The organism is Pseudonocardia autotrophica (assembly GCF_003945385.1).
Classification (GTDB): Bacteria; Actinomycetota; Actinomycetes; order Mycobacteriales; family Pseudonocardiaceae; genus Pseudonocardia; species Pseudonocardia autotrophica.
Genome location: NZ_AP018920.1, coordinates 641,767 through 655,249, shown reverse-complemented (window position 1 = coordinate 655,249; position 13,483 = coordinate 641,767). Strand labels below are relative to the sequence as shown.

6 protein-coding genes and 3 rRNA genes are annotated in these 13,483 nt (G+C 67.6%); 5 read left to right on the top strand and 4 right to left on the bottom strand.

The genetic code is table 11. The features are described from left to right. Positions 1-91 precede the first annotated feature (91 nt). A complete protein-coding gene (malQ, locus tag Pdca_RS03225) occupies positions 92-2,062 on the top strand; it encodes a 4-alpha-glucanotransferase (RefSeq protein WP_085916198.1) in 1,971 nt (656 codons plus the stop codon). A gap of 27 nt (positions 2,063-2,089) precedes the next feature. Further along, on the top strand, positions 2,090-2,926 hold the full coding sequence (locus Pdca_RS03220) for a 2-keto-4-pentenoate hydratase (protein WP_232021394.1): 837 nt from the start codon (positions 2,090-2,092) through the stop codon (positions 2,924-2,926). On the opposite strand, the gene Pdca_RS03215 is transcribed toward Pdca_RS03220, so the two are convergent. Then, positions 2,927-3,805: a diacylglycerol/lipid kinase family protein gene (locus Pdca_RS03215; RefSeq protein WP_197719905.1), complete on the bottom strand. Its 879-nt coding sequence runs from the start codon at positions 3,803-3,805 to the stop codon at positions 2,927-2,929. A 54-nt stretch (positions 3,806-3,859) separates the two neighbouring features. Between Pdca_RS03215 and Pdca_RS03210 the strand changes: the two genes are divergently transcribed. The 3 genes from Pdca_RS03210 to Pdca_RS03200 are packed head-to-tail and all read left to right on the top strand — an operon-like array spanning position 3,860 to position 6,217. Then, positions 3,860-4,660, top strand: a complete 801-nt coding sequence (locus Pdca_RS03210) for an SDR family NAD(P)-dependent oxidoreductase (protein ID WP_085916206.1) — start codon at positions 3,860-3,862, stop codon at positions 4,658-4,660. Positions 4,661-4,701: 41 nt separating this feature from the next. Next, positions 4,702-5,076: an RNA-binding S4 domain-containing protein gene (locus Pdca_RS03205; protein ID WP_085916200.1), complete on the top strand. Its 375-nt coding sequence runs from the start codon at positions 4,702-4,704 to the stop codon at positions 5,074-5,076. A 34-nt stretch (positions 5,077-5,110) separates the two neighbouring features. Further along, positions 5,111-6,217 carry a quinone-dependent dihydroorotate dehydrogenase gene (locus Pdca_RS03200; RefSeq protein ID WP_085916201.1) on the top strand — a complete coding sequence of 369 codons (1,107 nt, stop codon included), beginning with the start codon at positions 5,111-5,113 and terminating at the stop codon, positions 6,215-6,217. Positions 6,218-7,554: 1,337 nt separating this feature from the next. On the opposite strand, the gene rrf is transcribed toward Pdca_RS03200, so the two are convergent. The 3 genes from rrf to Pdca_RS03185 form a co-directional block, all read right to left on the bottom strand. Beyond that, a 5S ribosomal RNA gene (gene rrf, locus Pdca_RS03195) occupies positions 7,555-7,671 on the bottom strand. Positions 7,672-7,757: 86 nt separating this feature from the next. Further along, positions 7,758-10,857: ribosomal RNA gene (locus Pdca_RS03190) — 23S ribosomal RNA — on the bottom strand. Positions 10,858-11,172: 315 nt separating this feature from the next. Next, positions 11,173-12,692, bottom strand: a 16S ribosomal RNA gene (locus Pdca_RS03185). The 16S, 23S and 5S rRNA genes sit together here, the layout of an rRNA operon. Positions 12,693-13,483 lie beyond the last annotated feature (791 nt).

Sequence of the window (13,483 nt, the reverse complement as noted above, 5' to 3'; positions counted from 1 at the left end):
GGTGCGGCTGAACCCTGCCCGCGTGTCGGTGTCGGCGCTGGTGGGACCACCGCCCCGCGCCGCGTCCGGACGGATCGGTCAGGATCTCCCCATGACCCGCGACCCGGTGGACCCCGAGCTCGCCGAGATCGCCGACGCGTACGGCGTCGCGACCTCCTACCTCGACGGCACCCGCACCGAGAAGCCGATCGACGCCGCCGTCGTGCGGAACGTGCTGGGCCTGCTGGAGATCGACGTCTCCGGCCCCGGCGCGCAGCGGGTCGCGCTCGCCGGCGCCCGGCAACGCGCACCGCTCCCGGCGACGATCGGGCACCGCGCCGACCGGTCCAGGCCGCTCCCCGGCCGGGGCCGGCTGACCGCCACCGACGGCGACGCGATCGGCCGGGCCTCCGATGTGGACGGCGTGCTGCCCACCGGTCTCGAACCGGGCCGGTACCTGCTCGAGACCGACGCCGGCCGGTCGGCGGTGGTCGTCGCACCGCCCGCACTGCCCGACCCGCCACGGACGTGGGGCTGGATGCTGCAGCTCTACGCCCTGCACTCGCAGCGCTCCTGGGGCATCGGTGATCTCGGTGACCTGACCGAGCTGGTGCGCGGTGGGCACGGCGCCGGCGCGGTGCTGCTCAACCCGCTGCACGCGATCACCCCGGTGCCGCCGGTGCAGCCCTCGCCGTACATGCCGTCGTCGCGCCGCTACACGACGCCGCTCGCGCTGCGGGTCACCGACCTGCCCGCGTACGCCGCCGCCGATGCCGCCACCCGCGCCGAGGTCGACGCGCTGCGCCCGGAGACCACCGGCGACCGGATCGCGCACGACCGGGTGTGGGCGGCGAAGCGCTCGGCGCTGGAGGCGTTGTGGCGCAGCGCAGGCCACCCCGACGGCGAACCCGATCCGGACCTGACGAGCTTCGCCACCTACTGCGCGCTGGCCGAGCGCTACGGCGCCCGCTGGTCCCGCTGGCCGAGCGACCTGCGACGGCCGGACGGCGCCGGGATCGCCGCCGCGCACCGGGCACTGGCCCCGCGGATCGCGTTCCACACCTGGGTGCAGCGCCAGGCCGAGGCGCAGCTGGCCGGCGTCCGGTCCGCGGCCCGCGAGGCCGGGATGCCGGTCGGGGTGATCCACGATCTGGCCGTCGGCTGCGACCCGGAGGGCGCCGACGCCTGGATGTGGCAGGACGTGCTGGCCCTCGACGCGAGCGTCGGCGCCCCACCGGACGCGTTCAACCAGCGCGGGCAGAGCTGGGGCCTCCCGCCGTGGCGGCCGGACCGGCTGGCCGCCACCGGTTTCGGCGCGTTCGGCGACATGGTGCGGGCGCTGCTGCAGCACGCCGACGGTCTGCGCATCGATCACGTGATGGGGCTGTGGCGACTGTGGTGGGTGCCGGCGGGCGAGAGCGCCGACCGTGGCACCTACGTGCACTACGACGCCGACGCGATGCTCGCCGTGCTACTGCTGGAGGCGCACCGGGCCGACGCCCTGGTCGTCGGTGAGGACCTCGGCACCGTGCTGCCCCGGATCCGCGAGGACATGACCGAGCGGAACCTGCTGGGCTCGACGGTGCTGTGGTTCTCCCGCGATCCCGATCCGGTGACCGGTGGCGACGACGGCCCGCTGCGCCGCCCGTCCCGCTGGCCGGAGCGTTCGGTCGCGACGATCTCCACCCACGACCTGCCGACCGCATCCGGTTTCCTGCGAGGCGAGCACGTACGGGTCCGGGCGGAGCTGGACCTGCTCGACGACCCGCGCGCCGAGGAGGTGAAGGCGGCCGTCGAGCGCGACGAGCTGCTCGCCCTGCTCGCGGCAGAGGGGCTGCTGCCCTCCCCGGACGTGACCGACGAGGACGAGATCGTCGTCGCCCTGCACCGTCTCCTCGCCGCGGCCCCGTCGCGGCTGGTACTCGCCTCGCTCTACGACATCCTCGGCGAACCCCGGCAGCCGAACCTGCCCGGCACCCTCGACGAGTACCCGAACTGGCGGATCCCGCTGCCGGTGACGCTGGAGGAGGCGCTCGCCGACGAGCGCGTCCGCCGGATCGCCGAGGTCCTCGACGGGCGCTGAGGCGGGACCTGGCAGGATCCCGCCCCGATGACCGCACACAGTCACACCGACCGCGGCGAGGTCGAGCCGTCCGCCGTCGATCTCGTCCGCGCCGACGGCACCGCCGGTGCACTGTGGCAGGCCTGGACCACCGGCGAGCGGCTCGCAGCGCTGCCCGAGCTGCTGCGCCCGCGCACCCTCGCCGAGGGGTTCGCGGCACAGCGGAGGCTCTCCGAGCGCGCCGGGCCGGCATGCGGCTGGAAGCTGGCCGCCACCGCGAAGGCCGGCCAGGCACACATCGGTGTCGATGCGCCGCTGCCCGGCATCCTGTTCGAACGGTTCCGGCACGCCCCGGGTGACATCGTCCCGTCGGACGGGCTGCACATGGCCGTCGCCGAGGCCGAGTTCGCGTTCCGGATGGGCGCGGCCGTCGGCGCCGGGGCGTCCCGGGAGGAGCTGCGTGCCGCGGTCTCGGCCGTGCACTGCGCAGTGGAGCTGCCGGATTCCCGGTTCGACGACTTCGTCGCCGCCGGCGGGCCGTCGCTGCTGGCCGACGCGGCCTGTGCCGGCCGGTTCGTCCTCGGCCCGGAGATCGACGGGGCGTCCGATCTCGACCTGGCCGCGACGCCGACCTCCCTGCAGGTGGACGACGACGTCGCCACCGGCACCGGCGCGGCCGTCCTGGGTGATCCGTGGGCGGCCCTGGGCTGGCTGGCCGACACGCTCCCGCAGTACGGCGCCCGGTTGGACGCCGGCGATCTGGTGATCACCGGCACGACGACGGTTCCGGTCGGCACCCGGGCGGGCGCGAGCGTCCGCGCGACGTTCGGCGACGCGGGCGCGCTCGGGACGGTCGAGTTCACCCTGGCCGGGCGCTCGGACTGATCAGCGCACGACGTGCAGCGCGCCCGCCGCGCAGCGCACCCGCACCGCGGTGCCCGCCTCGACGTCGGAGAGCTCGCCGTCGATCTGCACCGGCATCGGGCCGCAGGTGGTGAACCGGAACTCGCGGGTCGCGGGCTGCCGGCCGAGGCCCTTCACCGCGGCGCGCACGGCGATCGCGATCTGCTTCCACTTCGGACGGTGCTCGAGCAGGACGACCTCGAACCGGCCGTCGTCGGGCCTGCTGGTCTCGCTGAGCTCGGCGACCTTCGCCATCTCGCCGATGTTCGCGAACACCAGGTTGTCGATCCGCCGCCGGTCGCCGGGGCCGAACTCGATCTCGAACGGGGTGAACGCCCAGAACGAGCGCACCGTCGTGATGATCTCGCGCAGCGTGCCCTTGCCGCCCTTCTCGATCTGCAACGCGACCACCGGGGTCAGGCCGAAACCGATGTAGGAGTGCGCGTAGTGCGGCGGATCGTCGCCGCGGTGCAGCTCCAGCAGGTCCATCCGCTCGGTGCGGCCGTCCAGCACGGCTTCGGCGAGCGGACGACGGCTGGTGACGCGGTCGTGGTCGTTGGCGTTCCCGGCGGCGAGCACGGCGGCGGCCGCCTCGGTCCCGGGCACGTCCATGATCCCGTTGACGACCTCGTTGTAGCCGCCGTCGCCGCTGGCGGACACGATCAGCGGACGCCCCGGGCCGGACGCGGCCTCCCGGGCGATCTCCCGGGCGTGCCCGGCGTACTCGGTCGGGCGCAGCTGCACGGGCAGTTCGGGCCGGGCCTCGGCGAGCTCGTCGCGCAGAGCTCGGGCGAGCACGTCGGCGTCGCCGGTGCTGCCCGGGTTGAACACGAGGAGAACGGAATCAACGGGCTCGGCCACACCGCACACCGTAGCCAGGTGCGCGGCACCGACCGTTGCGGCACGCTCGGCCGTATGGATCTGCATCTGGCCGGGCGGCGGGCGATCGTGACGGGTGGGAGCCGCGGCATCGGATTGGCGACGGCCCGGGCCCTCTCCGCCGAGGGGGTCCGGGTCGCGCTGGTGGCCCGCGATCCGGACCGGCTCGCCGACGCGGCCGGGTCGCTGCGCGGGTCCGGTGCTCCGGACGTCCTCACGGTGACCGCCGACAGCGACGACGACGCGGCGGTGCGGGCCGCGGTGGACACCGTGGCGGACCGCTTCGGCGGCGTCGACGTGCTGGTGAACGCGGCCGCACGACCGGCGAGCTCGGGGGTACCGACCGGGCTGGGGTCGATCACCGATGACGTGGTGCGTGCCGAGCTGGAGACGAAGCTGCTCGGCTACCTGCGCTTCGCCCGCGCCGTCGCACCGCTGATGACGGCGCAGGGCTGGGGGCGGATCGTGAACGTCAGCGGGCTGAACGCGCGGAAGTCGACCTCACTGGTCGGGTCGGTGCGCAACGTGGCCGTCGCCTCGATGACGGCGGCGCTGGCCGAGGAGCTCGGTCCGCACGGGGTGAACGTGACGGTCGTGCATCCCGGGCTGACCGAGACCGAGCGGACCGCAGGCCTGGTGCAGGAGCGGGCGGACGCGCTCGGCACCGACCCGGCCACCGCACGGGCCGCCCTGGACGCGACGACGACCATCGGGCGGATCACGACCGCGGCCGAGGTCGCCGACGTCATCACCTTCCTGTGTTCGCCGCGTTCGGTCGCGATCAACGGAGACGCGGTCGCGGCCGGCGGCGGCACCCCGGGGGTCACCCACTACTGAACGACGCGCGCCCGGCGGCCCGGCGATGGCACGATGTCCGGATGGACGCGACCCGCGTGGACCGCTGGCTGTGGTCGGTGCGCCTGGCGAAGACGCGTGCCGACGCCGCGACGGCCTGCCGTGGCGGGCACGTGCGGATCAACGACCGGCCGGCGAAACCGGCTGCCCCGGTGCGGGTCGGCGACCGGGTCCGGGCCCGCGTGTACGACAACAACCGGATCGTCGAGGTCACCCGGGTGATCGAGAAGCGGGTGGGCGCCCCGATCGCCCAGGAGTGCTACATCGACCACACCCCGGTCGAGCCGACCGGGCCCGGGGTGCCGGTGTTCGCGCGTCGCGACCGCGGCGCGGGCCGTCCGACCAAGCGTGACCGCCGGATGCTCGACCAGCTCGGCGTGGCACGGCGGACTCCGTAGCGGCGCATCGGATCGGTCCTGTGAGGATGGGGCCATGTACGACGCCCTGATGCGCACGGTCCTGCGGCACGTCCCGTCCGAACCCGCCCACCGCGCCGGGTTCGCCGTCGTCCGCGCCGTCGGCGGGGCGCCCGCGGTCGGTCCGCGGGTCGCCGAGGCACTCGTGCCGTCCGACCCGGTGCTGCGCACCCGGGTGCTGGGTCTCGACTTCGCCGGGCCGCTCGGGTTGGCCGCGGGCTTCGACAAGGACGCCCGGGGCGTGCTGGCGCTGGGCCGTCTCGGCTTCGGCGCGGTCGAGATCGGAACCGTCACCGGACGCCCGCAGCCCGGCAACCCGAAGCCGCGGCTGTTCCGGCTCGTCGAGGACCGGGCGCTGCTGAACCGACTGGGCTTCAACAACGCGGGCGCGGCGGCCGTCGCCCCGCGGCTCTCCGCACTGCGGGCGCGCTCTCTCCCCGGGATGCCGGTGCTCGGGGTGAACATCGGGAAGAGCAAAGCCGTTCCCGCCGACGACGCCGCCGCCGACTACCGGGCGAGTGCCGCCGCGCTCGGCGGCTACGCCGACTACGTGGTCGTGAACGTCAGCTCCCCGAACACCCCGGGCCTCCGCGATCTTCAGCAGGTCGACGCGCTGGAGCCGCTGCTGGTCGCGGTCCGCGAGGAGCTCGACCGGGTCTCGGCCGATCGCCGGGTGCCGCTGCTGGTGAAGATCACGGTCGACCTGAGCGACGACGACATCGACGCGGTCGCCGATCTCGCGGTACGTCTGCAGCTCGACGGGGTGGTCGCGACGAACACCACGCTCGCCCGGGACGGCCTGCGCACCCCCGCCGACGAGGTCGCCGCACTCGGTGCGGGTGGACTCTCCGGCCGCCCGCTGGCGCAGCGCGCGCTCGCCGTGGTCGGACGGTTGCGGGCCCGGCTGGCCGAGGACCAGACGATCATCTCCGTCGGTGGGATCGAGGACGCCCTCGACGCCTACCAGCGGATCCGGGCCGGCGCCGCGCTGGTCCAGGCCTACACCGGGTTCGTCTACGGGGGGCTGCTCTGGCCCTCACGGCTGCACCGCGATCTCGCCGCCCTGCTGCGCCGCGACCGCTTCACCGACATCAGCCAGGCCGTCGGTATCGACGCGCCCTGACCCACGCCCCGGTGCGGCCGAGCTCTCCACTCCCCGCCAGCACCCCACACACTCGGCCCACTCCGAGCCCAGTGGGCCCCGCCCACCATCCATCACACTCCGACAGTCACACCAGTGCTGTCGGCGGGGCCCTCCACGACTCTGGTGTACCCCTCGGAACCGGCTCCCTCGCGGGGGTGGCCCTCCGGGAGGGGCACACAGCGGACGCCACCGCCGCCACGCCGGGCACGCGTCGCACGCATCCCAGGCCTGCACCGGGGCGCTGGGCACGCACCGCCACGCTCGTCCCGCAACGGCAGGCTCGTCACGCAACGGCACGCTCGGCTCTCACCACAACGCGCGACACGAACCACCACCCTCCGCACCCAGCAGCACGCTCCGCACTGAGCAGCACACTGCACACGAAACAGCGCTGCGCACGCACCGGCATACACCGGCCGCGCGCCGGCACAGACCGGGTGTGCAGCACCTGCGCACCGGAGCTGTCGCAGCTCCCGCGGCGGCACCGCTCCGCCTGTCCGCTCGGTTATATAGCGATCGTGTCACCGACATCCGCCGGGCCGGCGCCATCGACAAACCGAGCCTCGCCTCCGCGCCTCGAGCCGCGCACCTGCCGACGGTCACACCAGTGCTGTCCGCGGGGCCGTCCAGGACTCTGGTGTACCTCTCGCAACATCCGCCCCCGCAGGGATCCCCGCGGACGGGCACACATCTGGTGCGCACCAGCGCCCACCAGGGCGTGCACCGGGGCGGCACCGGGGCAGCAGCCGCGCGCGGGCCCGAACTCGGGCATGTAACTGGCCGGCAGGCGCGCGCGGGCCCGCATCCGGGCGTGCGCCTGCGCACCGGGTCTGTTGGGGTCCCAGCGGCTGGGCTGCGACCTGGCCGCTCTGCCGTATCGCGACGGTGTCACCGGCGTCGGCCGGGCCGGCGTCGACACGCTGCCTCGTCCCCGCGCCTCCGACTCACGCACCGCGCACCGCGCACCGGTCGACCGTCACACCAGTGCAGTCCACGGGGCGTCTCACGACCCTGGCGTAGCCCTCGGAACTCCCGGCCACGTGGGGACGCCCGTCCACTGACGGCCGCGCCCCCGGGCGCCCACCGGCACACACGCACTGGGGGGAGCGCACTGGGAGCGCACTGGCGAGCCGGCGCATCGGCGCATCGGGCGGGCATCCCCATACCGGGTGCGCGCTCCGCGAGCATCAGGCCGACACCGTGCGTCCATCCGGGCGGGCAACCCCGCAGTCATCCGGGCCGGCCAGCATAAAAAAGGCCTGGAAATGCGGAAATGCCCCGGACCGAAGTCCGGGGCATCCCCTACACATGTTGAATGTCGGCAGCGACCTACTCTCCCACACCCTGTCGAGTGCAGTACCATCGGCGCGGAAAGGCTTAGCTACCGGGTTCGGAATGGGACCGGGCGTTTCCCTAACGCTATGACCACCGACAACACTATCAACTTCTCTTCAACCCACCACACAACCAAAAACTGGTTGTGGGCTCAGGGTCACACAGTGGATGCGAACAAAATGTTGTGAGCAAGCCCTCGGCCTATTAGTACCGGTCAACTCCACCCCTCACAGGGCTTCCATCTCCGGCCTATCAACCCAGTCATCTCCTGGGAGCCTTACCCACTCAAGGTGGTAGGAGACCTCATCTTGGAACAGGCTTCCCGCTTAGATGCCTTCAGCGGTTATCCCTCCCGAACATAGCCAACCAGCCGTGCCCCTGGCGGGACAACTGGCACACCAGAGGTTCGTCCGTCCCGGTCCTCTCGTACTAGGGACAGCCTTCCTCAAATCTCCAACGCGCGCGGCGGATAGGGACCGAACTGTCTCACGACGTTCTAAACCCAGCTCGCGTACCGCTTTAATGGGCGAACAGCCCAACCCTTGGGACCTACTCCAGCCCCAGGATGCGACGAGCCGACATCGAGGTGCCAAACCATGCCGTCGATATGGACTCTTGGGCAAGATCAGCCTGTTATCCCCGGGGTACCTTTTATCCGTTGAGCGACACCCCTTCCACAAGGTGGTGCCGGATCACTAGTCCCGACTTTCGTCCCTGCTCGACCCGTCAGTCTCACAGTCAAGCTCCCTTGTGCACTTACACTCAACACCTGATTGCCAACCAGGCTGAGGGAACCTTTGGGCGCCTCCGTTACTCTTTGGGAGGCAACCGCCCCAGTTAAACTACCCACCAGGCACTGTCCCTGAACCAGATCATGGCCCGAGGTTGAGACACCCAATTCGACCAGAGTGGTATTTCAACAACGACTCCACACCCACTAGCGTGAACGCTTCACAGTCTCCCACCTATCCTACACAAGCCGAACCGAGCATCAATACCAAGCTATAGTAAAGGTCCCGGGGTCTTTCCGTCCTGCCGCGCGTAACGAGCATCTTTACTCGTAGTGCAATTTCGCCGAGTCTGTGGTCGAGACAGCGCCCAAGTCGTTACGCCATTCGTGCAGGTCGGAACTTACCCGACAAGGAATTTCGCTACCTTAGGATGGTTATAGTTACCACCGCCGTTTACTGGCGCTTAAATTCTCCGCTTCGCCCCGAAGGACTAACAGGTCCTCTTAACGTTCCAGCACCGGGCAGGCGTCAGTCCGTATACATCGTCTTGCGACTTCGCACGGACCTGTGTTTTTAGTAAACAGTCGCTTGGGCCTGGTCTCTGCGACCACCCACCCCTAGCCTGCAAGAGGCCTCAAGGCAGATGGCCCTCCTTCTCCCGAAGTTACGGAGGCATTTTGCCGAATTCCTTAACCACAGTTCTCTCGATCGCCTCGGTATTCTCTACCTGACCACCTGTGTCGGTTTGGGGTACGGGCCGCAACAGCACTCGCTAGAGGCTTTTCTCGACAGCATGGGATCACCCTCTTCGCCTCAATCGGCTACGCATCACCTCTCACCCTTCACGATCCCCCGGATTTACCTAGGAAATCAGGCTACAGGCTTACACCACGACAACCACCGCGTGGCGGAGCTACCCTCCTGCGTCACCCCATCACTTGCCTACTACCAGATCGGATCCCACGCTCCCCCACAAACACAACTCCCGAAGGAGCCGAGGTGGGTTCGGATGGTTAGCATCACCAGATTCAGCATGGACGCACTATCACGAGCACGGGAATATCAACCCGTTGTCCATCGACTACGCCTGACGGCCTCGCCTTAGGTCCCGGCTCACCCTGGGCGGAACAACCTGGCCCAGGAACCCTTGGTCATCCGGCGGCAGAGATTCTCACTCTGCATTCGCTACTCATGCCTGCATTCTCACTCCCACACCCTCCACCCGTAAATCACTCCCGGGCTTCACCAGATGCAGGACGCTCCCCTACCCAACAACACTCTACGTGTCATTGCCACGGCTTCGGCGGTGCGCTTGAGCCCCGCTACATTGTCGGCGCAGGACCACTTGACCAGTGAGCTATTACGCACTCTTTCAAGGGTGGCTGCTTCTAAGCCAACCTCCTGGTTGTCCGGGCGATCCCACATCCTTTCCCACTTAGCGCACGCTTAGGGGCCTTAGCCGGTGATCTGGGCTGTTTCCCTCTCGACCACGAAGCTTATCCCCCGCAGTCTCACTGCCGCGCTCTCACTCACCGGCATTCGGAGTTTGGCTGACTTCGGTAAGCTTGTCGGCCCCCTAGGCCATCCAGTGCTCTACCTCCGGTGAGAAACACACGACGCTGCACCTAAATGCATTTCGGGGAGAACCAGCTATCACGAAGTTTGATTGGCCTTTCACCCCTACCCACAGCTCATCCCCCAGGTTTTCAACCCTGGTGGGTTCGGGCCTCCACGACGTCTTACCGACGCTTCACCCTGGCCATGGGTAGATCACTCCGCTTCGGGTCTACACCCCGCGACTCCACCGCCCTATTCGGACTCGCTTTCGCTACGGCTACCCCACACAGGTTAACCTCGCCACGAAGCATAACTCGCAGGCTCATTCTTCAAAAGGCACGCCATCACCCTGCCCCACAAAGAGACTTCAGGCTCTGACGGCTTGTAAGCACACGGTTTCAGGTACTATTTCACTCCCCTCCCGGGGTACTTTTCACCTTTCCCTCACGGTACTTGTCCGCTATCGGTCATCAGGTAGTATTTAGGCTTGACGGGTGGTCCCGCCAGATTCACAGCGAATTTCACGGGCTCGCTGCTACTCGGGAACAACATTCATGACAGACACTGCATTTTCGCGTACGGGGCTCTCACCCACTCCGGCGACCCTTCCCAGAAGTCTTCCGCTAACACAGCACCACATCATCCCACCCTCGGCAGAAGGTGAACAACACGTCCCAACAACCCCGCACCCGCAACACCTGCCGGCTTGACACGGACACGGTTTAGCCTCTTCCGCTTTCGCTCGCCACTACTCACGGAATCACTATTGTTTTCTCTTCCTGTGGGTACTGAGATGTTTCACTTCCCCACGTTCCCTCCACGCACCCTATGAATTCAGGTACGGGTAACACCCCATGACGGGTGCTGGGTTTCCCCATTCGGACACCCTCGGATCACAGCTCGGTTGACAGCTCCCCGAGGCCTATCGCGGCCTCCCACGTCCTTCATCGGCTCCTGATGCCCAGGCATCCACCATGTGCTCTTAACAACTTGACCACAACAAGATGCTCGCATCCACTATGCAACACTCAACCCACAACCACACCAACCCGGACAGCAACCACCACACCCCACACAAGGAACGCGTTAGGAAACCACCAGACGGACGGCCAGAAGACAACACCCAACCGGATGTCCCCTCAGGACCCAACAGTGTGCCGAACTCAGCCTTGACGCCTCATGTTCCACCCAGACACACCCCGGAACACGAACGGCCCCGACAGGCATGATCTCGAATAAGGAACCAACACAATCCACACAAAACAACGTGCGTAAAACGTTGGCGCCCCACCACTCGGTGAGACTCCTTAGAAAGGAGGTGATCCAGCCGCACCTTCCGGTACGGCTACCTTGTTACGACTTCGTCCCAATCGCCAGTCCCACCTTCGACAGCTCCCTCCACAAGGGTTGGGCCGCCGGCTTCGGGTGTTACCAACTTTCGTGACGTGACGGGCGGTGTGTACAAGGCCCGGGAACGTATTCACCGCAGCGTTGCTGATCTGCGATTACTAGCGACTCCAACTTCACGGGGTCGAGTTGCAGACCCCGATCCGAACTGAGACTCACTTTAAGGGATTCGCTCCACCTCACGGTCTCGCAGCCCTCTGTATGAGCCATTGTAGCATGTGTGAAGCCCTGGACATAAGGGGCATGATGACTTGACGTCATCCCCACCTTCCTCCGAGTTGACCCCGGCAGTCTCCCATGAGTCCCCACCATTACGTGCTGGCAACATGGAACAAGGGTTGCGCTCGTTGCGGGACTTAACCCAACATCTCACGACACGAGCTGACGACAGCCATGCACCACCTGCACACAGGCCACAAGGGAAACGACATCTCTGCCGCGGTCCTGTGCATGTCAAACCCAGGTAAGGTTCTTCGCGTTGCATCGAATTAATCCACATGCTCCGCCGCTTGTGCGGGCCCCCGTCAATTCCTTTGAGTTTTAGCCTTGCGGCCGTACTCCCCAGGCGGGGCGCTTAATGCGTTAGCTGCGGCACAGAAACCGTGGAATGGTCCCCACACCTAGCGCCCAACGTTTACGGCGTGGACTACCAGGGTATCTAATCCTGTTCGCTCCCCACGCTTTCGCTCCTCAGCGTCAGTATCGGCCCAGAGACCCGCCTTCGCCACCGGTGTTCCTCCTGATATCTGCGCATTTCACCGCTACACCAGGAATTCCAGTCTCCCCTGCCGAACTCAAGTGATGCCCGTATCGACCGCACGCTCAGAGTTAAGCCCCAAGTTTTCACGATCGACGCGACACACCGCCTACGAGCTCTTTACGCCCAATAATTCCGGACAACGCTCGCACCCTACGTGTTACCGCGGCTGCTGGCACGTAGTTGGCCGGTGCTTCTTCTCCAGGTACCGTCAATTGCTCTTCGTCCCTGGCGAAAGAGGTTTACAACCCGAAGGCCGTCATCCCCCACGCGGCGTCGCTGCGTCAGGCTTCCGCCCATTGCGCAATATTCCCCACTGCTGCCTCCCGTAGGAGTCTGGGCCGTGTCTCAGTCCCAGTGTGGCCGGTCGCCCTCTCAGGCCGGCTACCCGTCACCGCCTTGGTAGGCCATCACCCCACCAACAAGCTGATAGGCCGCGGGCCCATCCCCCACCGAAAAAACTTTCCACACGAAGACATGCATCAACGTGTCCTATCCGGTATTAGACCCAGTTTCCCGGGCTTATCCCAGAGTGGAGGGCAGGTCACCCACGTGTTACTCACCCGTTCGCCGCTCGTGTACCCCCGAAAGGGCCTTACCGCTCGACTTGCATGTGTTAAGCACGCCGCCAGCGTTCGTCCTGAGCCAGGATCAAACTCTCCAACAAAACCCTGACAAACACCATGACCAGCCGACGGGATCGACCAGCCACAGCCAAACAAACTGGCATAAAAACGCCAAAACTATATAAATAGCTCGACACACTGTTGAGTTCTCAAAAGACACCCGCACCACACCACCGGCCTCACAACCGGATCCGAAGGCGGATCGCCTTGACCCCACCACCATAAACACCCGAGAAACTCGGACATCCACCGGGGGGACCTCTGTGGCCAGCGGGCCTGTTGACCGGGCCCTCAGGCCCGTTCTGTCCGGCTCACTCGCTGACAAGAAAGAAGTTACGGCACGGTGTCCGGCATGGTCAAACCGGGGGGGTACCTCTGGCGAACAACAGGAGTCATCCCAGGTCAGCGACCATGAGCTCGACGCGTCCACAGTTTACGACCGGGACTCGCAAGCAGTTTCGGCCGTGAACGGACTTCTGTGACGCCGGGCACTTCACGGCCGACAGGCCGTGCAGGCGTGGTGTTCTCGGTGGTCGGGTCGCCGGTTCCACTCCGCTGTCTCCGCCCTGACCAGCATCGTTACCCGGATCAATGGTCGACGACGGCGCACGGACCGTCCTCCGTGGCGAACGGTTCGCCCTGGACCCCACCCGTTCCGGCCCTGTGGTGCGGCCCGGCGGCCGCGCTCCCGGGCCGACGGCGCCACCCCTGCTGAGCTGCACGGCCGGCCCCGGCGAACCGGGCAGCACCCGGCGGTGCGGGCTCGGCGCCCGGCGGTGGGCGCTCGACTCCCGGATCCGCGGAACCCAGCAGCGCAGGAGTGGCTGGCGGT